We start from the raw sequence: 22,400 nt of genomic DNA on the forward strand, positions 1-22,400 counted from the left end.
TGTGTCGGTGCTGGATATGTCGCTTGTGCAAACTGCGGATGGCAGCGTAGTTGTGGCCGGCGGCGGCTTAGGGCCAGGAGCCCTCTTCCTCGTGGCAGATCAGCATCTCGCGCACCTCGCAGCCGGTGGGCTGGTTGAGTGCGAACAGGATGGCCTGCGCGGTGTTGGCGGGGTCGTTGAGCCGGGAGTCGTCCTGCGGCTTGTACTGCTCGGTGCGGTCGTCGAAGAACCGGGTCTTCATGCCGCCGGGGATCATGGTGGTGACGCCGATTTCGCCGCCGGTTTCCGCGGCCAGTGCGTGGCTGAACCCCACCACGCCGAACTTCGAGGCGCAGTACGCGGTGGCATCAGCCACGGCGCGCTTGCCCAGGGTGGATGCCACGGTCACTACGCGGCCGTGGGTTTCCTTGAGGTAGGGCAGGGCGGCGCGGACCACGGAAACGGTGCCCATCAGGTTGACGCCGATGACCTTTTCCCACTCGTTGGCTTCGACGTCGGCGAGCTTGCCGCAGCGGTCGATTCCGGCGGCGGTGACTACGGCGTCCAGGCCGCCCAGGGTTTCGGCGGCTTCCAGGACAGCCTTCTCCACGGCAGCGCGGTCGGCGACGTCCACTTCGAACGCCTTCACCCCGGAGACGCTGCTGATGTCGCGGTCCAGGACCACCGGGGTGCCGCCTGAGCGGAGGACGGCGTCGACGACGGCGGCCCCCAGTCCGGAGGCACCTCCGGTGACCAGGACGCGGCCGGGGTTGGTGGGTGCGGTTGCAGTTGGTTCTGCTGTCATGGTGTTCCTTTCAATGGGGAAAACAAGTCGATGGGCAGGGAGGTTCAGCTGACCTTGGCGAGTGCGTCCGCCAGGCCGGTGGTGGAGCGGGCCGGGTGGAAGGGGACGGTGAGGCAGCGGCCGCCCCAGCTTTCCACCAGGTCCGTCTCGGGCAGGCGGGCGCCCTTGTAGTCGCCGCCCTTGACCCAGATGTCCGGACGCAGTCGGTCCAGGACGGCTTCCGGTGTGTCCTCGTCGAAGACCATCACGGCGTCCACGCATTCCATCGCCAGGAGCAGCTCGGCCCGGTCATGCTGGCCGATGATGGGACGCTCCGGCCCCTTGAGCCGGCGCACCGAATCGTCGGAGTTGAGGCACACGACCAGGCAGTCCCCCAGCTCCCGGGCTGCGGTGAGTGACCGGACGTGGCCGGCGTGGATCAGGTCGAAGCAGCCGCCGGTGGCAACCACTTTTCCGCCGTTTTCACGGACCGAACGGGCCAGGAGCAGTGGTTCGGTGGTACGCCGGCCGGGCGCCTGAGCCGGCCCGCGATGTCCGGGGGCGGCATCTTCCCCACCGGCATCGGGCAGGGCCGACACTCCTCCGGCGGCCAGGAAATCGGCGGCGTCATGGACCGCCAGGGCCGCCGCATCCGGCAGGTCGCGGCCGGCCAGGAGGTGCACCGCCAGGCTGGCTGCCAGCCGGTCGCCTGCCCCGCAGGGATCGCCGGCCTCCACCCTCGGCGCGGGAACGGAACGGGCGGCGGTACCGCCCCGCTGCAGCAGCACGGCCCCTTCCTCGCCTTTGGTCACCAGCACCGCCTGGCTGCGCCAGCGTTCCAGCAGGACCCCTGCCACGGCTGCGGCTGGGTCTGCGGAATCCGCCTGGGCGGAGCCCTTCCCCGGACCGGACTGCACCGCCTTGGTGGCCTCGGAAATGTTCGGGGTCACCACGGTTACGCCGGGCACAGGTTCGGGCCCCGAGGGATGCGGGTCCCAGATGACCGGCACCCTGTCCGCGAGCCGGGCCAGCACGTCGCGCAGCTGCGGGTTGGCTGCCAGTCCCCGGCCGTAGTCCGCCACGATCACCACGCCGGCTTTTTCCACGGCGCGGAGCATGGCGGGGCTGACCTCCGGGACCGGCGTCTTTTCACAGCCCTGGTCGAAGCGGACCACCGGATGGGAACCCGCCCGGACCCGGGTCTTGACGGGCGAGGGATAGCTGCTGCTGCCCGCGACGAGCCGCACGCCGGCCAGCTGCGCACGCAACTGGCTGCCGGCGTCGTCGTTGCCAAGGACCGTCACCAGCGTGACGGGCCAGCCGTCCTGGGCCAGCATGCGCGCCACCAGGCCTGCGCCGCCGGCGCGGCGGCGGACAGCCGAAACGTCCACCACGGGAACAGGGGCGTCCGGGCTGAGCCGGGTGGCCTCACCGGAAAGGTCGACGTCCAGCATCACGTCTCCCACGACGACGATCCTCATGGCCGGCCACCTCTGGGGAACCCTGGGACCACTGACGGGGTGTGCCGGGCAACCTCAAGGTCGAAGGCCCGGCACACGGCATGCAGGGCGATCAGGTGCCCTTCCTGGGCGTTGGCGTTCCGGGCGTCGATCATGACGGCCTGGTCGCAGACGTCCGCCAGCGGGTTGGGGCCGGAGCCAGTGAGCGCCCAGGTGGTCACGTTGAGCCGGGAGGCCGCTTCCGCGGCGCGCAGCAGGTTGGGGCTCTTGCCGCTGGTGGACAGCAGCATCAGCACGTCACCGGAGCGGCCATGCGCGCGGACCTGCCGGGAAAAGACTTCGTCGTACCCGTAGTCGTTGGCGATGGCGGTGACCGCCGATGACTCCGCGTGCAGGGAAATGGCGGAGAACGGGACCCGCTCGCTGTCGAACCGGCCCACCAGTTCGGCGGTGAGGTGTTGCGCCTCCGCGGCTGAGCCGCCGTTGCCCGCGGCCAGGAGCCGCTGGCCGCGCAGCAGGCGCTGTGCCAGCTCCACGCCCCAGGCAGCCAGCCGGCCCGACTGGCTGCGGAGCGAATCAAGCGCCGGAATGACGTTGTCCAGGTGGGTGCGGACGGCCTCGGCGCTGGCGGCATCCACGAACGTGGCGCCCGGGAGCACAGCGGGCAGGGCCGGTGCTGCGGTCAGGGTACGGAGGTCTGCTTCACGCAGGGACGATTCAGCAGTCACAGGGCGGCTCCTTCCATCGGTACGATCCCGGCCGAAACGCTGGCCGGGGCACCGGCCATGGCCAGCTGGTATGCCTTTTCGGTTTCCGCTGCCACCCGGTCCCAGGAGTAACGGGTGCGCGCGCGCCGCTCCCCGGCCTGGCCGAGCTTCGTCCTGAGGGCGGGGTTTTCCAGCAGCAGTGACAGTGCCGAAGCAATGGCTTCAGGGTCCCGCGGCGGGACGTGCAGGCCGGTGGTGTGGTCAACCACCGTGTCCCGGAGGCCGCCAACCGCTGCTGCCACCACCGGAATGCCGCATGCCATGGCTTCCAGCGGCACGATGCCAAACGGTTCATACCAGGGTGCGCACACCACGGCATCGGCACTGCGGAAGATGCCGGGCATCTCCGCGCGGGACACCTGCCCCTGCAGGGTCACGTGTTCAGACACGCCCAGCCCGGCGGCGAGGTCCAGCAGGCGCCGGATTTCGGGGTCGGCGTGCATCACGTTCGTGTCGCCGCCCCCGCCCACGATCAGGAGTTCGACGTCGTCGAATCCCGCCGCCTTGAGGTACGGGAGCGCACGGATCACCAGGTCCACACCCTTGCGTGGCACCAGCCGCCCCACAGACAAGATCCGGTAGCGGCGCTTCCTGGCTGCCACCGGCCCCTCTGCAGAGAAGAAGCCCAGGTCCACGCCGCAGGGTGCAATGGAGATCTTGCCGGTGGCGATACCCATGGCCTTGAGCTCGAAAACTTCGTCTGAGCAGGTGGCGATGATCCGGTCGGCAGCTCGTCCCACGCCGGGTTCCAGCCAGCGGCGTGCCTCCGGGCTGGTGTCCTCCGCGCCCTGGTGCCTCCGCTTGACGGTGCCCAGCGCATGGAACGTTTGCAGCATGGGCACGCGGTATCCGGCATCGGGCCGCCTGGCCGCCTCCAGGGCTGCCAGGCCGGACATCCAGAAGTGGCCGTGCACCACATCCGGCGGCCGATGCCCCCAGTCCCTGGCCACGCCGTCCGCGAGGTCGCCCATGTAGGGCAGCAGCTGGTCCTTGGGCACGTGGCGGGCGGGCCCGGCGTCCACGTGGACCACTTCGAACCGGCGCCCCACCCGGACCCGTGCGGGAAGCTCCGTTGCGTCCCTGCGGGTGTAGACGGTGACGTGGTGGCCGCGCTTGGCAAGGGCCTCGGACAGCGCGGCAACGTGTACGTTCTGCCCGCCTGCATCCACCCCGCCCAGTGCCGCCAGCGGACTGGCGTGTTCAGAAATCATGGCGATCTTCATGGTGTCTTCCTCTCCCGCGCCGGAACGAGGATCCGCTCGTCCGGCCGCTCGTTAACGGGGTGCCGCGGACGGTTCCGCAGATCCGCCAGGAGCTCATCCCAGCGGTCCTGGAACTTGCCCAGGCCGTAACGCTCCAGCGCCGCCTCCCGGGCGGCAACTCCCCGCCGTCGGGCTTCATCCGGATTGGCCACCAGCCGCGCCGCGCAACGGAGCAGCTCGTCGACGTCGGCCGAGACCACGCCGGCTTCCTGCGGCACGGCACGTGGGGCCTCGGTGGTGGCAAGCACCACCACCGGCATGCCCAGGTGCATGGCTTCCAGGAGGGACAGCCCCAGCGAGGTCCAGCGCATGGGATGGACGTAGACCCGGCAGCGGGCAAGTTCCCGGTGCAGGTCCCGGGTCTTCAGGTCGCCCCGGGACGTCACGCGTGAAGCCTCGATTCCGGTGGCTGCCGCCAGGCCCTCTGTCTTCATGCCGAACACCTGCAGCGGCGCCACCGACGCGAAGGCCGGCAGCAGGTCGGTTCCTGTGACCCGGCCGCGGCGGACCGGTTCGTTGACCACTACCCCCAGTTCCGGCAGTTCACCGGTATAGAGCTGGCCAGGGTCCGGGATTCCGTGCTCGATCACCGTGGTGGGAGCAGAGCCGTTGTCCCAGGCCAGGCGGTTGAAGTGGGTGACGTGGACCACCGGGATGCTGGTTTGGTCCGCAAGCGGGTGGCTGGTGTCCGGGAAGTTGCCTTTGGGCGTGTTGTGCTCCACGAACACGGCCGGAAGGTCGACGCCGGGCATCCGGCCCAGGGTTCGGACCACCTCATCGATCTCTTCCGGGCGTTGGAGGACGACGGCGTCCACGGCGTCAGGGTGGAGCGTCGCCAGGTCCACCTCCCGCACTGATTCCGGCCAGTCCCTGCCGGCGCGGCCCAGGCCCCATGCGCCGCCTCCGGGCAGGACGGGAAGCAGGTACTCGTGGCGGCCGCGGACAAAGGCGTCCGTCCAGGAACCGTGGACATGCCAGAGCAGGATTCTCATCTGTTGCGGGCCTTTCTACGGGTGCTGACATGGGTGCTGAAGGAGCTCACTCCGCTGATCAGGCGTTCCACCGCTGCCACCACTTCCTCCGGCGATACGGAGTCGAGGCAGGGGTGGCCCGGGACGGGGCAAAGCCGGGCGCGGGACATACGGCAGGGTGCGTTCTGGTCCCCGAGGAGTTCCAGGGGCACGCCATAGGGCGCCCACCGGATGGCCGGGACCACAGGGGAAAACAGGCACGCCACGGGTGTGCCCACCGAAGCTGCCAGGTGGGCCGGTCCGGTGTTCCCGCTGACCACCGCATCGGCTCCGGCCATGACGGCGGCCATGGTGGGCAGGTCGGTGCGCCCGCCGAGGTCCACCGCAGAGGGGCCGGCCACCGTGGCGGTCAGCGACTCCTCGCCGGGTCCGCCGGTCACCACCACCCGGTACCCGGCACCCTGGAGGAGTTCGACGGCGGCGGCATGGTGCAGCGGGGGCCACGCCCTGGCGGGAACAGCGGCTCCGGGGTGGACCACAACGTACGGTTCGTCACCCACCAGGCCCGTCACGTCCGGACCGGACTTCACGCGCAGCTTCCCGTCATCGCCCGCGGGAAGTCGGAAACCTGCGGCCTCGGCAATGCCCAGTGCCCGCTCCGCCTCGGGCTGGTCTTCGGGGAAGTCCTCCCCCGGCTTGAGGCGGACATCCAGCAAGGAGCCGGCGTAGTCAGTGGAGGCGCCGGTGATGCGTTCCACTCCTGCCAGCCGCAGCAACAGGGCCAGCGGCAGCGGCGACTGGTGGAAGGACGTGAGGATGACTGCTTCGGTGATCCGGGAATTGCGGACATACTCGATCAGCCGGTCGGCGTGCGGCCCGGTCATCCCGGGCGCCGGGTTCATGATCCAGGGACTGTCCCAGCTGTACACCTCAGCGGCGCCAGGGAGCATCGCGGCCGCAGCTTCACCCTGCCTGCCGCACAGCATCACCACGTGGTTGGTGCTGCCGCCGTACTGGGCACGGCCGTTGGCTACCGCCCGCACGGCCGGACCTGCCAGCAGGACATCGCCCATGCTGTCCAGCCGGGCCACCAGGACGCGCCCCATCAGGGCGTCCCCTGCAGCAGGCCGACGGCGGACGCCAGGTCGGAAGCAACCAGCCGCGCCGCAGCCACCTCCTCGGCACGGGTCACGGGGGTGGGAACCAGGACTCCGGTGGCGCCGGCCGCTTCGGCAGCACCGACGTCGGCGCCAATGTCCCCAATCAGGGCGGCCTCCGAGGCATGGATGCCAAGTTTGCGGCAGGCGCTGTGGACCATCCCCGGAGCGGGTTTCCGGCATGTACAGCCGTCCTGCTCCGCGTGGGGGCAGACTTCCCACACGTCAAAAGGTCCCAGCAGTTCTTCCACCCGGGCGTTGACTCTTGCCACGTCCCCGGCCGAGATCAGGCCGCGGGCAATGCCCGACTGGTTACTGATCACGCCGGTGGCGATACCCTCCGCCCGCAGGCTGTCCAGCACGGCCTTGGCGCCGGGCATTGGCCGTACTTTGCCGGGGTCCCCGTTGTAGGGCACATCGATCACCAAGGTTCCGTCCCGGTCGAACAGGACAGCGCGGAGCTTGGATCTTTCAGAGCTTCCCATGACCAAACAGTTCCCTCCTGCTGATGCTCCTAAACAGGGCCACGGCCTCTTTCAGCCGCAGGAGCGTGTTTCCTTTCGGCGGCTGAACAGGCAAGATAGGATGCCTGTTGCTGCAGGCACTCCCTCCGGGGCGCTTCGCAGCCCCTCCCGGCAGCCGGCGATGATGTGCTTCCGCGGCCGCCACCCGCCGTCGTCCGTTGACTGCGCGGGTCCGGTCGAAGGCCGGGCTTTACCTGGTCCCCGCACCGCCGAAGCGGCGGCCGGCACCTGCGCCGGTGTGCCCGTTCCGGGCACGGCGGAAAGGCGCGGGGTGGTTGGCTGTCCGGCCTGCCGGCACAACCCGGGATGAGGTCCCGTTGCCGGCGGCATCCTCCGGCGCGCCGAACTGGGCGCCGGCCTCCAGGCGCCGCTGCAGTTCCACCAGCACCTTGGCCAAACGGCGGGACACCTGCATCTGGGACATCCCCAACCGCTTCCCCAGCTGCACCTGCGTCTCCTCACAGAAGTAGCGCCGGTACAAAAGCTCCCGGTCCGAGTCATCCAGGTCCTGCATGGCGTCCCGCAGGCAGGCGAGTTCCTCAAGCCGTTCCAGGGGCGTCTCGGGGCTTGCCAGGACGTCGCCGATGGACGGGGCATCCGAGTTGGGGTTCGCGGCGTCAAGGGAGTCCGGGTGCATGCTGCTGGATGCCGAGATGGCCTCCTGCACCTCAGCCGGGTCGCTTCCCAATTCGCTGGCCAGTTCGGCGACGCTGGGATTCCGGCCCAGGGATTGGGTCAGTTCCGGCTCTGCACGGAACAGCCGCGTCCTCAGGTCCTGGATGTGGCGTGGCGGGCGCACAACCCAGGTCCGGTCGCGGAGATACCTCTTGAGTTCGCCCGTAATGGTGGGCGCGGCGTAGGCCGGAAAGCTCTCGCCCTTGGCCTGGTCAAAGCCGCGGGCCGCTTTGACCAGGCCAAGGTAGGCCACCTGGTTCAGGTCTGCCCGCTCCCGGCCGCGGGCCTCAAAACGGGCGGCCAAAGCCTCGGCGAGGTCCAGGTACCGGAGGACCAGTTCGTTTTCAAACGTTTCCCGCAGCCGTCCTGAGGTTGCGGGAGGAGTGGGTTGTTGTGCCGGTTCGGGCTGTTGGCAGCGGACAGGGGCAGCGTCCACGGCAAATGCGGCAAAGGATTCGGGCATGAGTGTTGGTTTCCCTCGGTCTGGTTCCGAAAGCCTGCGGCAAGACTTAGAAGCAGCAAATCATAAGGTTGCTTATAAAACAATGCTTCTCCGCTGTAGGCTCGTCCTGAAGGGCCCGCAACCAGTCCAAGCGTGCAAAGGAGTCGTTGGCATGCGCATTGCCATCACCGGGGCCAGCGGAAACGCGGGAACAGCACTGCTGCGCAACCTGCAGGGCCACGTCGCCCGAAAGCCCGGGAGCCTGCAGTTGGTTGGCATCAGCCGGAGGGTGCCTGACACGTCCCGGGACCCCTACAGCGGCGTGCAGTGGCACAGCCTGGACGTGGGCCTGGAACAGGACAGGCCGCTGCTCGAGAAGGCGCTCGAAGGGGTTGATTCCGTCGTCCACCTGGCGTGGCAGATCCAGCCGAACCGCGATTTGCCCCTCCTGCACCGCACCAATGTCACAGGCACCAGGAATGTCCTCGACGCTGCCGGAAAGATGGGCGTCAAACAGGTTGTCTGCGCCTCGTCCGTCGGCGCCTACAGCAAGGCGGACAAAGACCGGCGCAGGGACGAGTCCTGGCCCGCCACCGGGATGGCCGGATCGCATTACAGCCGCCACAAAGCCGAGCAGGAAAAGCTCCTTGACCAGTTCGCCGCCGCTGAACCGGAGATTTCGGTCGCCAGGCTGCGGCCGGCCCTCATCTTCCAGGGAAACACAGGGAGTGAAATTGGCAGGTACTTCCTGGGAAGGGTTCTTTCGCAGCTCGTACCCCGCAAACCCTGGGTTCCATTGCTGCCGGTCCCGGACAACCTGGTCTTCCAGGCCGTGCACGCGGACGACGTGGCAGAGGCCTACTGGCGGGTGGTGGACCAGCGGGCCAGCGGAGCCTTCAACATCGCCGCCGAGCCGGTTTTGACCCCGCAGGAACTGGGCCGCATCCTGGGCGCCAAGAGGATCCTCCCCATCCCCATGCGGCTGCTTCACGCCGTGGTGGACTTGACGTGGCGGGCACGTATCCAGCCCACGGATTCCGGATGGGTGGAGATGGCGGCGGGCGCGCCCATCATGGACACCAGCCGCGCACAACGGATCCTGGGGTGGGAACCACGGGTGTCATCAATAGACGCCGTCAAGGAAGTCCTCGCTGGCATGGGAACGGGGGAAGGCGTTGGCCCTTCCCCCGTCCTCAAGCCGCGGCGGCCCTAGCGCTTAAGACCCCGGGCTCAACCACTGCGGCCGCCGCCTGCGGCCGCTTGCGGACCTTAGATACGCGGGTTTTCCCTGCCGCGCGCATCACGTCCCGTGGGGGTGTCTGGATTTTCCGAACTAGTTGGATTTTCCGAAGTGCCCGTATTTCCCGGGGTGCCAGTCTCATCGCGATGACGCCTCCGCTCGGATTCGGCGCCAGTCATGCCCACCGGCATATCCGACTCGTTTCCGCCGTCAATCGTGCCGCGGCTGCCGCGGCCGTCATGTGGCAGGTCGGCATGTCGGCCCTCCACGTATCCCGCGTCCCCGCCCGTAGCCCGGCCGGCACCAGCGTCGGCAGGTCCACGCCCGTCATGGCCGGCATTCCCGTATTCCGCCTGGCGGCCGTCTGGGCCCGCCGCCTGGTCCCGCCGGCCATCCCGGCCGACGTCGGGATCGAGCTCGTCCGCCTTCCGGGTGTGGCTGGCTACGTCGCCACGCAGGGCCTGCGCCTCATGGGCCCGCTGCTCGGCTTCCTGCCGAAGGCGCGCCGCGTCGACCTGTGCCTGTTCGGCGTCGGCGCGTGCCCGGGTGGCCTTGGCTTCCCTCTCGCGGGCGTCGATTTCCATGTTCTCGGCTTCACGCCGGATCTCTGCCGCCTTTTCCCGGTGCTCCTGGTCCCGCTTCTGCTGGAGGGCCTTCCGGCGCTTTCCGCCGGCCAAAAGGAGCACCACGATCAGTGCAATGACAACGATGGCAACTATCACCCAAACCCATGGAGCTGTATCCATGTTTCCCACCACTTTCCACTTCGTTGTGACCGGGCAGGCCCTCGCCATTCCGGCTGACATTTTTGGAACGGTTATAACTCGCTTAGCAAGGGTACTTACTTTTTATTAGTAACCATGCTTATCATTTTACGGCCAGTATTGCTGGTTCTTGATCAACAACCGGCCTTCTTGGAAAGAGAGAGCGAAGATGACAGAGAACCAATGGCCCGAGGACCCCGCTTACACGACTCCTCCGGGCAGCACAGGAATCCCCGGTGAACGGGAGGCCACCACCTTCCCGTCAACCGCCAGCCCATACGCGGGCGAGGCCGGAACCGGCTACCCCACCACCGGTGACACCTCTGCGTCCTCGCGCAAAGACGCTGCCAAGGAAGAAGCAGCCGATGTGGCCCGGACCGCTGCCGGATCCGCCCAGAATGTAGCGGAGACCGCCAAGGGCGAGGCCGCGAATGTGGCCCATGAGGCCAAGCTCAATGCCCAGGACCTGCTCCACCAGGCCAAGTCGGGCCTGACCACCCAGGCCGGCACGCAGCAGCAGAAGGCCGCCGAGGGCATCCGCAACATTTCCAGCCAGCTGCACAGCATGGCCAGCGCCCCGGACCAGCAGGGCATGGCCAGCGACCTTGTCCGGCAGGCAGCCGAGCGGACCTCCTCCATTGCGTCCTGGCTGGAGAACCGGGAACCCGGTGACCTCCTGAACGAGGTCCAGCGGTACGCCCGCAACAATCCCGGCACGTTCCTGCTCCTCGCCGCCGGCGCCGGTGTCCTTGCCGGACGCCTCACCCGCGGCCTCACCGCAGGCGCCCCCGACACTTCATCCACTTCTGCCGGCACCAGGACATCCGGCCTGTCCGGCCAGTACTCCGGCACCCCCTACGGTGGCCAGTACAACCAGACAAGCCCCGTTGCCGGCGGGACCGTTCCTCCGCCTCCGGTCCAGCTCCCCGGCCCGGCCACCACTACGGCCGGTTACGACGGCGGTGCACCGGGCAGCAGCTATCCGGAGGCAGCGGGGCCGGCCAGCGGCCTGGACAGCCCGCAGCTGGTGGAAGAACCGTGGTCCGGAAACCAGCTCTCGGACGATCCGCTGCGTGACCGCGCACTCGCCGACGATCCCATGGCAAACGACCCCCTCACGCAGGACCGCAGCCGGGGCGGCCAGACGGGTGGCCTGTAATGAGTAGCCAGATTCCGGAAATGCCGCCGAGTGCGGCGCATGTGAAAGCGGACAACGCGTCCCTGGGCGAGCTGCTGGGCGACGTGACCCGGGACCTGTCCACCCTGATGCGCCAGGAAGTGGAACTGGCCAAGGCCGAACTCAAACAATCCACCTCCCGCGCAGGGAAAGGCGCCGGCATGCTCGCCGGCGCCGGCGTCGGCGGACACTTCGTCCTGCTCTTCCTCTCCCTGGCCCTGATGTGGGCCCTGGGCGCCATCATGCCCCTGGGCTGGTCCGCTCTGATCGTCGCCGTCATCTGGGCCATCATCGCCGCTGTCCTGGCCTCCATCGGCCGCAAGGAACTCAAGCAGATCAAAGGCCTGCCCCAAACCGGGGAAACCCTCTCAGAAATTCCCCCAACCCTAAAACCAGGTGAGGTAAACCGATGAGCGAAAACCCTGACGTCATCCGCGCAGACATAGAAGCCACCCGGGCACGCCTGGGCACCAACGTGGACGCCGTGGCAGACAAGGTCACCCCGTCCAACATCGTCCACCGCCAAACCGACAAGGTCAAAGACGCCGTCACCGGCGTCAAGGAGAAAATCATGGGCGCCGCAGACAACGCCACCACCAGGGTCCACGACACCACCGCCACCGGCGCCGGGCACACCACCAACGCCATGCACACCGCCGGCGACAGCCTCCACCAGGCAGGCGACACCGTCTCGACCAAACTCAGCGACGCCGGCCACGCCGTCTCCGCCGCCCCGGACCAGGTCAAAGCCAAAACCGCCGGCAACCCCCTCGCCGCCGGCCTGATCGCCTTCGGCGCCGGACTCCTGGTCTCCTCCCTGATCCCGGCAAGCCAGAAGGAACGCGAAGCCGCGGACCAGCTCAAAACCGCAGCCCAGCCCCTGGCAACCCAGGTCACCGACGCCGCCAAAACCATGGCCCAGGACCTCAAGGAACCAGCCCAGGAAGCCATGGAAAACGTCAAGGCCACCGCCACCGACGCCGCCCAAAACGTCAAACTCGAAGGCCAACAAGCCGCCACCGACGTCAAAGACCGCGCCACCGACGCCAAAGACCACGTCCAAAACACCTGATCAGTCCAGCACCGCACCGTAAGGCAATAGTTTCGTTCGGCAGGCCGGCACCGCCACTCCGCGGGCCGGCCTGTTCGTTTCGCCCCTGATTGAGAGGACACCCCATGGCCACTCACGACGATTCCGAGACCAGTACCGCCAAGGCGGGCCAGGCTCCGGATCCAAACGACGCAAGGAAACCCACCAGCCCGAGGGACTTGGACAAACCGTCCTGGAAATACATCACCAGGAAGACCCTCCGGGAGTTCAGCAAGGACCAGTGCCCCGACCTGGCAGCAGCCCTGACCTACTACGCGGTCCTGTCGCTGTTCCCCGCCCTGCTGGCACTGGTCTCACTTCTTGGCCTCTTTGGCGATCCCCAGAAGACCACTAATGCCTTGCTGGAAATCGTGCGCGGCTTCGCTCCTGCCGAGACCGTCAATACGATCAGCGGTCCCGTCTCGGAACTGACGAGTGCCCCGGCGGCCGGGCTCACCCTGGTGATCGGCCTTGCCACCGCCCTGTGGTCGGCATCCGGCTATGTTGGCGCCTTTGGGCGGGCGATGAACCGGGTTTACGAGGTGGATGAAGGGCGCGCCTTCGTGAAGCTCCGTGGCACCATGCTGGCCGTCACCCTCCTGGCCGTGGTCATCGTGGCACTGTTGGCCGGCATGCTGGTCCTCAGCGGGCCGGTCTCCGAGGCCGTGGGCGGGCTCATCGGCCTCAGCGGCCCGTTCCTCATGGTCTGGAACATCGCCAAGTGGCCCGTCATGATCGTCCTGATCATCGCCATCATTGCTGTCCTCTACTACGCCACGCCCAACGTCAAGCAGCCCAAGTTCCGCTGGATGAGCATGGGCTCCGGAATCGCGCTGGTCGTGTTCCTGATCGCCTCGCTGGGCTTCGGCTTCTACGTGGGTAACTTCGGCAACTACAACAAGACCTACGGCGCCTTGGGCAGCGTGATCATCATGCTGCTCTGGCTCTGGATCCTGAACATGTCCCTGCTCTTCGGTGCTGAGTTCGACGCCGAAGTCGAGCGGGGGCGCCAGCTCCAGGCCGGCATCAAGGCGGAGGAGACCATCCAGTTGCCCCCGCGGGATACCAAAAAGAGCGAAAAGATGCAGCAGCAGATTGAGGAAGACATCAAGCACGGCCGTGAACTCCGGGAGAAGTACTCCTCGGAGAACGGCGGTAACGGCTCCGCCGACAGCCAGGACGGGCAGCCTGCCGGCAATGGCCAGGACGGCGGCCAACACGGTGAGCGGCACCGCGACAGGGTCCGCGAGAAGGTACAGCACCGCGCTGGCAACGGGGAGTCCGACGACGACGGCCGGCCAAGCGGGAAGGCGTAGCGGGCGCGGTCCGGCTACCGGAAGAGGGACTAGGCAGGACCTTCAAGATGGAGGAAAATTCATCTTGGAGGTCCTGTTGAGGTTTCCCGGGTGGCATGCGGCCCGGGGCAATGCGGGGCCGGCGGTGAGATGGCCTCTTCTGAGACCGAGGCCAGTCCCCCCAGTCGCCGTCGGCCCCCTCAGCCTCCCCCCGGGGGTCAGGCCCTGACTGGACAAAGCGCAGTGAACTGCAATACTTTCTTGAATACCTCGCCGGGATCCTTTGGAGACCGGCAGGTCCGCTGAAGCAGACGGCGGCACCACGGTCAACCCTTATGAGCGGACATGCCTGCTACCCATTTTGAACAGTTTCTTTCCGAAGCAGTTGTCGCGGACAGGGAGCCAGGCCTGGGCCTGGGACGCGACGAGCTGTACGGCCTCTACACCAGCTGGTGCCTCCTGCACAAAGCTGAACTGCAGCCGCCGGCTGCGCTTTGGGAAGCCATGCACGATGCCGGGATCAACCCGGACAGCAACAACCTTTCCATGACCGGACCCGCCGCGGCGGACTACATCGTAGCCAGCGCTCCGGACTTGGTATAAGGCCTGCACGCGGAACCTGCGTCCGCACCGTAAAGGGCTGTTGCCGGAAGGCAGCAGCCCTTTCTGCATCCCATGCTGCCCCGCCGTTGAGGGTCCCGGCTATGGCTGGGCCAGTGCCAGGAGGTAGGCGGCAAACCCCCGCGGCGCCCGCCCCACGGTCCTTCCGGAGGTGAGAACCCGGGTTGTGTCCGTGGCAACCATGCTCGCCCCGCTGCTGCGAAGCCGGTCCACCAGAGCCCGGTCCTCATCGAAATCAACCCCGGGAAACCCGCCTGCCGCAAGGTAGGACGAGGCACGCACCCCAAGGTTGGCACCGTACACGTGGGGGTGGTTCTCCGTTGGAACATGCCGGGCATGCCATCGGGCAGCGAGGTGGTGGGGCATGCCGTGGCCATCAGGCTCCACAGATCCAAGGACGACGTCGGCGCCCCCGGCGGCCAATTCCAGTTGGCGCACCAGCCAGTTTTCCGGAACGCAGGAATCGGCATCCGTGTTGGCCAGCCAAACGTGCCGCAGCGAAGAACCTGCCGTGGATCCACCCGCAGGAGAACGCCTGGTTGCGTTCTCCAGCGCGGCTTCGGCCCCTGCCTGCCTGCTCTTGCCCACGCTCCGGAAGTCCACCGGCAGGACCATGTACCGCGGGTCCTCAGCAGCGAAGACCGCCGCCACCGCAGCGGAGCCATCCGTGCAGCTGTCCAGGACAACCACCACCTGCACGCGTACGCCGGTAAGGTCCGACTCGGCTTGGTCTGCCGCGTCACGGGCTGCGGTCAGCGCACGCTTAAGGTGTTGCTCCTCGTTGTGCGCGGGAATCACCACCGCAACTTGCCGGATGCTGTTGGCAGCGCTGCTTCCCCCTGAAGCCGTGACCGTCATGCCGACGCTTTGTGGCCGGGGGCCACCATGAGTTCCAATACGAAGTCCCGTTCCTGGTACAGTCCTGCGGTCCGCCAGCCCAGACGCTGCCGGGCCATCGCGTGGACGGTGTCGCCGTCGAGTTCCCAGCCTGCAATGGGATGCCGCCAGTGGCACAGGAGCAGGGTTCCGCCCGGGTTCAGGGACGCTTCGATCCGGTCCCACAGTTGGCCCAGCTCACCCGCGGACAGGTAGTAACCAACCTCCGAAACCACCACAAGGTCAAAAGTTCCGCCCGGCCATGCCCCGGGGACGACGCAGTGTTCAACCCGGACCCCGGGGCAGCCTGCAAGGTGCTGCCTGGCCCGGTGGACCGCGGTTCCACTGGCATCCACCGCCAACATCTTGCGGCACCGGGCAGCCAACCCGGCTGTCAACGTCCCGATGGAGCAGCCCACTTCCAGGCCGCTTTCATAGGATTCCTCCGGGAGGGCAGCAAGGGTGAGCGCCCGCTTGCGCCGCTCGTACCAGCTCCCGGTGTAGTTCCAGGGATCCGTGGAGCCACCATGCACGCCGTCGAAGACCAGTTCCGCGTCATCGCTAGAATGCGCCTGCGCGGATGCAGTGGGCGCCGGCGTCCAGGCGAAGACCTCAAAGGGGCGTGAGAAGTGCGCCAGGAATTGCCCGCTGAGGAGTGTTTCGTCGCCGGGAAGCGGAGACAGGGGCTGCACCTGTGTTGCGTGCTCCGCCATGGCCCGCCTTTTAGCCGCCCGGGCCGGTTCATCCAGGTGGAATCGCAGCCATGACCGCCATTCCGGCACCTGGGGTGCGGCCCAGTGCCAAAACCAGATGGGGTATTCCAGCAGCGCGTGGCCGTCCTGCCGCGCAACTTCTGCCGCCGCTGCACCGAGCGCATCGTGGTCACCATGCCCGTCGGCCCGGTACGGTGCCACGAGGGCCAGCCGGTCGGGATCACCGGGAAGCCGGCGGGCGGCCTCCCGGACAGCCTTGGCGATGGTTTCGGCATGCTCTCCAAGTCCGCGGTCCGGCAGCCCGAGGAATGCCCAGCGGTCCGCCAGGCCCAGTGCGGCCAGGGCCGCTGAGAATTCAGCCAGCCGGGTGTGGGCCAGCTGTTCCGGGGAGGTGGTGGGCGAATCCGGGTGTGACCCCTCCCCTGCCGTGCACAGCAGGACGTCCACCTCGGCTCCCAGCGCCGCCAGGGAGGCCATCAGCCCACCGGCCCCCAGTGTCTCGTCATCCGGATGCGCCGCCAGGACCACGAAGCGCATGCCGGCCAGTTCGGCGGGGTCAAGCGGCAGCTCGGGTGCTGCGTCCAGGCCGCTCACGGCCCAGGCGGCCTCGCCGGTTCCCTGGTCAGCGTGCGAAAAGGTCACCACGGGCAGTCCCCCTTGAGCGCAAGCCGGCCCAATTGGGCATCGTCCCGTGCCCCGTGATGCTGCCGGACGTAGAGTGCCAGGTCGGCCATCCTCTTGGCGTACGGCCCGTCAAAGGCAAGCGGACCTGGACCCCGGTTGGAAGCCACCAGGGAAAGGACGCGTTCGACGGCGGCCGCAACAGTTCCGCGGACCCGCTGGGCTTCGCTCCACGCGCTGTGGTTGCCGGCGGAGCCGAGGGTGCCGGCATCGATGCCCGCTGCGGTCCGGGCAAGATACTGCAGGGCAGCCGAGAGCGTGCGGTCCACCTCTCCGAGCGCCGCAAGTGCCACCTGGTCGGGCTCCCGCCCCGCTTCGGCCCCTGCCAGCAAGCCGTTGCGGAAGTCCCGTGCCACGCCCACTGCTCCCCCCAGCCAGCAGGCAGCCACGCCTATCCCGCCCCAGGCGAAGCCAGGCCGGCTGTGGTACCAGCCGGTACCACCCAGGGGGCTCGCCGGGACCTGGTCGAAGTGAACTGTTCCGCTGGGGATTTCCTGGAGCCCGCGCGCGATCCACTCCGGTTCCTCACATGCCACGCCGGGATGGCGAAGATTGACCGCGAAGGCCGCCCTGCCGCCGTCGTCCGTGTGGGCGGTGACCACCGCGCAGTCCAAGGCCGCGGCGAGGGAACACCACGGCTTGGACCCGCTGAGGGTGGTGCCGGCACCTGCGGAATGCGCTTCGAGCCGGGCACCCGGTGCCTCTGCGGCGAAGACGCCCCATGCGGCATCGCCGCTCCCGTCCGGGAACGGGTGTCCGGGCTCAGCTGCGTGGGCAGCCTGGGCAAGAATGGCGACGGCGTCGAGGTGCGGCTCAAGCACCCGGGCCGCGGCCACATCGGTGGCAGCCACGGAAGCCAGGAGTTCCCACAACAGGGCGGTCCGCCCCTCACCGGGCAGCGGCCACGTCCGCCCGGCCTCGACGGCAAGGGCCAGCAGGGCAGGGACGTCACCCGTTGCGGCGCCGACGGATTCGACCAGCGGAACCCATGGCGAAAAATCTGCGGGCGTGGAGTCCAGGAGTACAGGAGCAGGTGCCGCGTGCAAAAAGCCCTCCCTCTACGATGCCCGGCACTGCGCCGGACGCATCTCCACAGCTTACTTACTGTTTTTGCGGGAGGATGCGCGCCAGCGCGAACCCGTCCCACCCCTTGGAACCCACCGTCTGGATGACAGTGGCGTCCAGGCGCGGGTGGTTGCCGAGCAGCCGGAGTGCGTCGATGATTCCTGGCCCGTTGACCGGGTCCATGTCCGGGTCCAGGACGGCCCCTTCCCAGATCGTGTTGTCCAGGACCACCACCGCACCCGGCCTGCCCAGCTTGACGGCCCAGTCGAGGTAACGGCTGTTGTTTTGCTTATCGGCGTCGATGAAGATGAAGTCGAACGGCTCCCTGTCCTCTTCCTCGAGGGCAGCCAGGGTTTCCAGCGCGGGGCCCAGCCGGATTTCCACCCTTTCACCCAGGCCGGCGGCGTCGATGTTGGCCCACGCCACTTCTGCATGCTGCGGCAGGTATTCGCAGGTGACGAGCTTGCCGTGGTGGGGAAGGCCGCGGCCCATCCAGATGGTGCTGTAACCCGCCAGGGTCCCGATCTCCAGGATGCGGTGGGCGCCGGACAACTGGACCAGGAGCTTCAGGAGCTTCCCGGCGTTTGGCGCCACCTCAATGGCCGGCATGCCGGCGTCAGCCGCAGTGCGGATGGCCTGCTGGACCGCCTCGTCCGGATGCACCACAGTGCGGGACAGGAACTCCTCGGTGGCAATCCATTCCGGCCGGGGTTTGTGCTCGAACATGGGCACAGTTTGGCACGCGGCGTTCCGGCGGTCCAGACACTTCAGCCGGGCCCACGCCAGCCCCGGCGCGGAGGCTCAGGACAGGCTTAGGACTCCTGGGCCAGGGCGTTTTCGAGGCGGTCCACCTTTGCCGTCAACTCGCCGCTGTAACCGGGCCTGATGTCGGCCTTGATCACCAGTGAGACGCGGCTGCCGTAGCGTCCGACCGCCTCGGTGGCGCGCTTTACGACGTCGAACACTTCATCCCACTCACCCTCAATGGTGGTGAACATGGAATCGGTCTGGTTGGGCAGCCCGGATTCCCGGACGATCTTCACGGCGGCTGCAACGGCGTCGTGCACGGACGCATCGTTTGGCCGGAAACCTTCGCTGGGAACGCCTGACGGAGCAACAGAAAATGCAAGCAACATGCCTCCAAGTTTCGCACGCGGTCCCCGGACTGCCGCAGGCCCAAACGCGGGAGCGCGCCGTCACATAAGCTCCTACCCCGGAGTAACCATGGTGGCCGAAGACTCCGTTGCTACCCTTTTGGGCATGAGCCTCGCAGTCGCCCGTAAGCCCCTCCGCGCAGACGCAGCGCGGAACGTGGACAAAATCATCACGGCGGCGCGCCAGTGCTTCCGGGAGTTCGGCCCGGAAGTACCGCTCCAAACCATCGCATCCACCGCGGGCGTTGGCCCCGCAACCCTGTTCCGCAACTTCGCGGACAAGGAAGAACTGGTCCTGGCGGCACTGAACCGGCAGCTCCGGCTTACCGTGGATCCCGTCATGGACGGCGCCCTGGCCGATATCGATGCCGCTGCCGGGCTGCTGCGCGTGCTCGAGGCCCTGATGGCTGCGGCAAGCGACGACGCCAACCTGCTGTGCGCTGTGGCGGGCCGGCGCGAACTCCTCACCGGCATTACCGGGTCCCTCATGGAGTCGATCAGCATCCTTTTGGTGCGCGGGCAAGGCCAGGGAAGCCTGCGCACGGACATCACCATGACGGACATGTTCCGGCTGCTGGCCATGCTGATCGGCGTTGTCGACACCATGGAGCCGGGCTCCGATGCATGGCGCCGTCCGCTGGCACTGGTCGAGGACGCCATCCGTACGGTCCGCCCGCCACGCCCGCTTCCCGTGCTGGTGCCCGTCCCTGCTGCCGCACCCGGCATCCCCGGGGGCACCATTGTCGGCACACAACACGTGCAATAAACTCAGAGCGGGGTTAGGCAGCCAGCCTCGAATAGTCCGAGATGGAGCGACCCATGGAACTTTTCCTGCGTATCCACCCTGCAACCGCCGCGCTGCGATGACCAGATCAAAACTCTTCCACTACCTCACTGACGCCCGCGGGCCGGAAGAAGTCCTCCCTGCGCTGACAACCGCGGAACTCGTCGAATTGCTTGACGCCCTGTACCAAAACCTTGATACCCCCGAGCCCGAGTTCGGCGCGCAGGTGTGGTACGAGATGGGCGTGGAAGAAAGCTGCCGCAGGTCGGTCTCGCCCGACGGCGCAGCCCACGGCGTGGCGTAGCTACCGCTGTATCGAGCCCCTGACAGCCGGCCGGCGCTGCCCGGCTGTCAGGAGTGTTTCCCCGGTATCGGGAGCGTTCCGTCAGGGATTTTCCCCGTTTTCTCCAGTGCCGGTTTCTCCGCCTTGGGTGCCGGGCCGGGGCTGTTCTGATGGCTGTCCTGGCTCAGGATGCCCGTGTGACTGGGGTTCGTGGTCATGGTGCTCATGGAACTCGTTGGGGATGTGGTGCTTCGCCTCCATCAGGTGCTGCTGGAGTTTCTCCTCGGCATCCCGGCGCCGCCGTGCAGTGTCCCGTAATTCACGCGTTGCCTCGGAGCCGCGGGGGTCCAGGTAGGCGGGCCGCAGCTTGCCGGTTTGCTCAGCGGCAGGAATTCCGGCGCTGCGCGCTTCCCCAGCCTTCCCTTCGGTGTCCTCTGTGCCCTGGCCGTCCTGCGGCTTATCAGGCCGTGACTGTTCGTCCATCTCGATTCCTCCTTTGGTGGCCGCCTGGTGTGGGCTGCATCTCCTCCAGTCCACCACACCTGGCCCCGCGATGCTGGCCCGCTAGGCGTTGCCCGCGTCTGCCCGCTTGCGGAGTTCCTGACGCACCAGGGCCTGCAGCGCTGGAACGGACGACGACGGGTCCAGGTCGAATGCCTCCCGGAGCCTTTGGGCGAGAATTTCCAGGTCCTCTTCCGGCACGTCCGAAAGGCGGGAAAAGCGCCTGAAGAAGCGTTTGGCTGGGAGGCCTGCCCGCCGTCGGGCGTCCTTGTGGCGGGGTCTGCCCGCCAAGCCGCCTGCGGGATACAGCTGATTTTCCATGGTCGCCGTTCGTAGGAATGCCATGGCCAACTGCATAAGCCGATTTCATAGTACAGCCGCCGCCGGGCCGGGGAAGTGACCCGCATCACTAATTTATGCAGACGCCTGCCAAACTAGCTCCAGCCCAATGCCCTCAGCAGGGCAGCGGTGCCGGCCCCGGCGATGACCACCACCAGGAAGGGTGCGCGGAACGCCAGCGCGAGTGCGGCCGCGGCAAGCGCCCCCAGCCTGGCGTCAGCCGCGAGTCCCTGGCCAGACACGACGGCATTCACCACGGTAAGGGAGGCCAGCAGGCCGATGGTCATGGTGCCCGCAACCCGGGATGTGCGCGGGTCCTCGAGGAACCTGGCGGGCACGAAGTAGCCAACGATCTTCCAGGCGTACGCCAGCGCGCAGGCAAGAAGCAGCCAGATCCACAGGCTCATGCGCCTGCCCCCGGATCCGCGCCTTCGCTCCCCTGCGCACCCGGATACGGGCGGCTTGCGTCCTGCTGCCGGCCAGGGTGATGGTCACGGTGTCCGCCATAGGGCTCGACGTCCGGCTCAAGGCCCTCGTCGCGCCGGCCGTGGCTGAACCAGCCCACCAGCGCGGCCACCAGGGCGGCCACCAGGATGGGCACCCCCGCCGGCACGAAGGGAACGGCGACAACGGTGGCCACCGCACATACCACCGCGATGGCAATGGGTTCGCGGCCCTTAAGCCGCGGCCAGAGCAACGCCAGGAAGGCGGCCACCGCGGCTCCGTCGAGCCCCCATTGCTTGGGATCGCCCAGTCCGCTCCCGGCGAGCGCGCCCACGGCGGTGAAGAGGTTCCACAGCACGTAGACGCCGATCCCTGCAGTCCAGAATCCGCGCCGCTGCTCGGCCGGGTCCGTCTGGCCCGTGCTGGTGGCCGTTGATTCGTCGATGGTCAGCTGCGCGCCGACAAACTTACGCCAGCCGGTGGGCCGCAGCAGTGCGTTCAACTGCATGCCGTAGATGCCGTTGCGCATGCCCAACAGCGTTGCTGCGCTCATTGCGGCGATGCCCGAACCTCCACCTGCCACCACACCAATAAACGCGAACTGCGAACCACCGCTGAAGAGGAGCAGGCTCAGGGCCATGGTCTGCCACAGGTTGAGCCCGGAGGTCACTGCGAGCGCTCCGAAGGACACCCCGTAAAGGCCGGTGGCGATGCTGATGGAAATCCCCACCCTGACCGCCGGCGAGGCCAGGAGTTTCACACCCAGCCTCCAGGTTTGCGTGCCTTTTGGATGGGCTTCCGGAGGCTCCAGGCCCAGAGGATCAACGGTGCCTGGAGCGGCAACCGCACGGTGTGGATCTTCCGCCGGCGGGGCGTACCCTGCGGACCGTAAGCCTTCGCCAGTGCGTCAGCGTGTCCCGCCAGGAATGCGGTAAACATCGCTGTGAGGGCGGTGGCGGTCAGCTTCCGGGTGGGCGGGAGGAGGATTCCGACGGCGGCGGCCAGCTCCAGCAGTCCGCTCACGGCGATCCACTCATCCCGGGACAGGACGGCCAGGGGATGGTTGGGCACAGGATGGTTGGGCACCACAGTGTGGGCCGCACCGGGTTCCGGATCCGGTTCCGCGTCCCGGCGGCAGAGGTAGTCCGGAACGACGTCGCGGTAGAAGCCGGGATCCCTGAAGTGCTTGCCCGCACTGGCCAGCAGGAGGGCTCCCATGGCAGCCGCGGACAGGGTCTGAACGGCGGGGCCCTGAAGGGAAAAGTTCGGTACGGACAAGCCCCTGACTGCAGGACCGGACCAGGGAAGAGGCATGGAACCACTCAATCACAGCCACGGTGGCCGCCAGAAAC

Annotated in this window: 27 protein-coding genes; 8 read left to right on the forward strand and 19 right to left on the reverse strand. The window is 67.6% G+C overall.

Annotated elements, in window-relative coordinates; all coding sequences use genetic code 11:
* Positions 1-67: 67 nt before the first annotated feature.
* From AC6JAM_RS06405 to AC6JAM_RS06440, 8 genes are all read right to left on the reverse strand, one after another.
* A complete protein-coding gene (locus AC6JAM_RS06405; protein ID WP_018772198.1) occupies positions 68-784 on the reverse strand; it encodes an SDR family oxidoreductase in 717 nt (238 codons plus the stop codon).
* Between the two features lie 44 nt (positions 785-828).
* Positions 829-2,244, reverse strand: a complete 1,416-nt coding sequence (rfaE2, locus tag AC6JAM_RS06410; protein ID WP_497934298.1) for a D-glycero-beta-D-manno-heptose 1-phosphate adenylyltransferase — start codon at positions 2,242-2,244, stop codon at positions 829-831.
* The gene (locus AC6JAM_RS06415) at positions 2,241-2,951 is read right to left on the reverse strand and encodes a D-sedoheptulose-7-phosphate isomerase (protein WP_495635177.1); all 711 of its coding nucleotides are present in this window, start codon (positions 2,949-2,951) and stop codon (positions 2,241-2,243) included. Before AC6JAM_RS06415 ends, rfaE2 begins: the two co-directional genes overlap by 4 nt.
* Positions 2,948-4,213, reverse strand: a complete 1,266-nt coding sequence (locus tag AC6JAM_RS06420; RefSeq protein ID WP_018772195.1) for a glycosyltransferase — start codon at positions 4,211-4,213, stop codon at positions 2,948-2,950. Before AC6JAM_RS06420 ends, AC6JAM_RS06415 begins: the two co-directional genes overlap by 4 nt.
* Complete coding sequence (locus tag AC6JAM_RS06425) at positions 4,210-5,244, reverse strand: glycosyltransferase (protein WP_497934299.1); 1,035 nt, start codon at positions 5,242-5,244, stop codon at positions 4,210-4,212. The genes AC6JAM_RS06420 and AC6JAM_RS06425 overlap by 4 nt, the downstream gene beginning before the upstream one ends.
* A complete protein-coding gene (locus AC6JAM_RS06430) occupies positions 5,241-6,329 on the reverse strand; it encodes a glycosyltransferase family 9 protein (RefSeq protein ID WP_018772193.1) in 1,089 nt (362 codons plus the stop codon). The genes AC6JAM_RS06425 and AC6JAM_RS06430 overlap by 4 nt, the downstream gene beginning before the upstream one ends.
* Complete coding sequence (locus AC6JAM_RS06435) at positions 6,329-6,865, reverse strand: D-glycero-alpha-D-manno-heptose-1,7-bisphosphate 7-phosphatase (protein WP_018772192.1); 537 nt, start codon at positions 6,863-6,865, stop codon at positions 6,329-6,331. Before AC6JAM_RS06435 ends, AC6JAM_RS06430 begins: the two co-directional genes overlap by 1 nt.
* Before the next feature lie 229 nt (positions 6,866-7,094).
* Positions 7,095-8,042, reverse strand: coding sequence for a sigma-70 family RNA polymerase sigma factor (locus tag AC6JAM_RS06440; protein WP_488315153.1), 948 nt, complete (start codon positions 8,040-8,042; stop codon positions 7,095-7,097).
* A 151-nt stretch (positions 8,043-8,193) separates the two neighbouring features.
* Here AC6JAM_RS06440 and AC6JAM_RS06445 point away from each other — a divergent pair, with 151 nt between their 5' ends.
* Positions 8,194-9,234 (forward strand): NAD-dependent epimerase/dehydratase family protein, encoded by a 1,041-nt coding sequence (locus AC6JAM_RS06445; protein WP_497934300.1) that lies wholly within the window; start codon positions 8,194-8,196, stop codon positions 9,232-9,234.
* 56 nt (positions 9,235-9,290) lie between these two features.
* Here the strand turns inward: AC6JAM_RS06445 and AC6JAM_RS06450 are convergent, their stop codons facing one another.
* Positions 9,291-10,007: a hypothetical protein gene (locus tag AC6JAM_RS06450; RefSeq protein ID WP_144601192.1), complete on the reverse strand. Its 717-nt coding sequence runs from the start codon at positions 10,005-10,007 to the stop codon at positions 9,291-9,293.
* A 187-nt stretch (positions 10,008-10,194) separates the two neighbouring features.
* Here AC6JAM_RS06450 and AC6JAM_RS06455 point away from each other — a divergent pair, with 187 nt between their 5' ends.
* The 5 genes from AC6JAM_RS06455 (at position 10,195) to AC6JAM_RS06475 (ending at position 14,190) form a co-directional block, all read left to right on the forward strand.
* Complete coding sequence (locus tag AC6JAM_RS06455) at positions 10,195-11,184, forward strand: hypothetical protein (protein WP_223993596.1); 990 nt, start codon at positions 10,195-10,197, stop codon at positions 11,182-11,184.
* Positions 11,184-11,615, forward strand: coding sequence for a phage holin family protein (locus tag AC6JAM_RS06460; RefSeq protein ID WP_026265945.1), 432 nt, complete (start codon positions 11,184-11,186; stop codon positions 11,613-11,615). Before AC6JAM_RS06455 ends, AC6JAM_RS06460 begins: the two co-directional genes overlap by 1 nt.
* Positions 11,612-12,274 (forward strand): DUF3618 domain-containing protein, encoded by a 663-nt coding sequence (locus AC6JAM_RS06465; protein WP_134164841.1) that lies wholly within the window; start codon positions 11,612-11,614, stop codon positions 12,272-12,274. The genes AC6JAM_RS06460 and AC6JAM_RS06465 overlap by 4 nt, the downstream gene beginning before the upstream one ends.
* 104 nt (positions 12,275-12,378) lie before the next feature.
* Positions 12,379-13,608: a YihY/virulence factor BrkB family protein gene (locus AC6JAM_RS06470; protein ID WP_223993591.1), complete on the forward strand. Its 1,230-nt coding sequence runs from the start codon at positions 12,379-12,381 to the stop codon at positions 13,606-13,608.
* Positions 13,609-13,932: 324 nt separating this feature from the next.
* Positions 13,933-14,190 carry a hypothetical protein gene (locus AC6JAM_RS06475; protein WP_018772209.1) on the forward strand — a complete coding sequence of 86 codons (258 nt, stop codon included), beginning with the start codon at positions 13,933-13,935 and terminating at the stop codon, positions 14,188-14,190.
* 99 nt (positions 14,191-14,289) lie between these two features.
* On the opposite strand, the gene AC6JAM_RS06480 is transcribed toward AC6JAM_RS06475, so the two are convergent.
* The 5 genes from AC6JAM_RS06480 to AC6JAM_RS06500 form a co-directional block, all read right to left on the reverse strand.
* Complete coding sequence (locus AC6JAM_RS06480) at positions 14,290-15,066, reverse strand: glycosyltransferase family 2 protein (protein WP_488315157.1); 777 nt, start codon at positions 15,064-15,066, stop codon at positions 14,290-14,292.
* Positions 15,063-16,442: a PIG-L family deacetylase gene (locus tag AC6JAM_RS06485; protein ID WP_497934301.1), complete on the reverse strand. Its 1,380-nt coding sequence runs from the start codon at positions 16,440-16,442 to the stop codon at positions 15,063-15,065. The genes AC6JAM_RS06480 and AC6JAM_RS06485 overlap by 4 nt, the downstream gene beginning before the upstream one ends.
* Positions 16,436-17,524, reverse strand: a complete 1,089-nt coding sequence (locus tag AC6JAM_RS06490) for an acyl-CoA dehydrogenase family protein (RefSeq protein WP_497934302.1) — start codon at positions 17,522-17,524, stop codon at positions 16,436-16,438. Before AC6JAM_RS06490 ends, AC6JAM_RS06485 begins: the two co-directional genes overlap by 7 nt.
* 55 nt (positions 17,525-17,579) lie before the next feature.
* On the reverse strand, positions 17,580-18,269 hold the full coding sequence (locus AC6JAM_RS06495; RefSeq protein WP_497934304.1) for an O-methyltransferase: 690 nt from the start codon (positions 18,267-18,269) through the stop codon (positions 17,580-17,582).
* A gap of 86 nt (positions 18,270-18,355) precedes the next feature.
* The gene (locus AC6JAM_RS06500; RefSeq protein WP_497934305.1) at positions 18,356-18,679 is read right to left on the reverse strand and encodes a thiamine-binding protein; all 324 of its coding nucleotides are present in this window, start codon (positions 18,677-18,679) and stop codon (positions 18,356-18,358) included.
* A 124-nt stretch (positions 18,680-18,803) separates the two neighbouring features.
* Here AC6JAM_RS06500 and AC6JAM_RS06505 point away from each other — a divergent pair, with 124 nt between their 5' ends.
* Together AC6JAM_RS06505 and AC6JAM_RS06510 are read left to right on the forward strand one after the other, a co-directional pair.
* Positions 18,804-19,463 carry a TetR/AcrR family transcriptional regulator gene (locus AC6JAM_RS06505; protein WP_144601442.1) on the forward strand — a complete coding sequence of 220 codons (660 nt, stop codon included), beginning with the start codon at positions 18,804-18,806 and terminating at the stop codon, positions 19,461-19,463.
* A gap of 97 nt (positions 19,464-19,560) precedes the next feature.
* Positions 19,561-19,785 (forward strand): hypothetical protein, encoded by a 225-nt coding sequence (locus AC6JAM_RS06510; RefSeq protein WP_018772216.1) that lies wholly within the window; start codon positions 19,561-19,563, stop codon positions 19,783-19,785.
* A gap of 81 nt (positions 19,786-19,866) precedes the next feature.
* Here the strand turns inward: AC6JAM_RS06510 and AC6JAM_RS06515 are convergent, their stop codons facing one another.
* The 5 genes from AC6JAM_RS06515 to AC6JAM_RS06535 form a co-directional block, all read right to left on the reverse strand.
* Positions 19,867-20,247 carry a hypothetical protein gene (locus tag AC6JAM_RS06515; protein WP_488315161.1) on the reverse strand — a complete coding sequence of 127 codons (381 nt, stop codon included), beginning with the start codon at positions 20,245-20,247 and terminating at the stop codon, positions 19,867-19,869.
* Between the two features lie 81 nt (positions 20,248-20,328).
* The gene (locus tag AC6JAM_RS06520) at positions 20,329-20,466 is read right to left on the reverse strand and encodes a hypothetical protein (RefSeq protein WP_223993586.1); all 138 of its coding nucleotides are present in this window, start codon (positions 20,464-20,466) and stop codon (positions 20,329-20,331) included.
* Between the two features lie 233 nt (positions 20,467-20,699).
* Positions 20,700-21,011 carry an AzlD domain-containing protein gene (locus tag AC6JAM_RS06525; protein ID WP_018772219.1) on the reverse strand — a complete coding sequence of 104 codons (312 nt, stop codon included), beginning with the start codon at positions 21,009-21,011 and terminating at the stop codon, positions 20,700-20,702.
* Entirely contained in the window at positions 21,008-21,808 is an 801-nt protein-coding gene (locus AC6JAM_RS06530; RefSeq protein ID WP_497934306.1) for an AzlC family ABC transporter permease, read from the reverse strand. Before AC6JAM_RS06530 ends, AC6JAM_RS06525 begins: the two co-directional genes overlap by 4 nt.
* On the reverse strand, positions 21,805-22,362 hold the full coding sequence (locus tag AC6JAM_RS06535; protein ID WP_497934307.1) for a DoxX family protein: 558 nt from the start codon (positions 22,360-22,362) through the stop codon (positions 21,805-21,807). The genes AC6JAM_RS06530 and AC6JAM_RS06535 overlap by 4 nt, the downstream gene beginning before the upstream one ends.
* Between the last annotated feature and the right edge of the window lie 38 nt (positions 22,363-22,400).

It is taken from the genome of Arthrobacter sp. GmRoot5-12 (assembly GCF_059739365.1).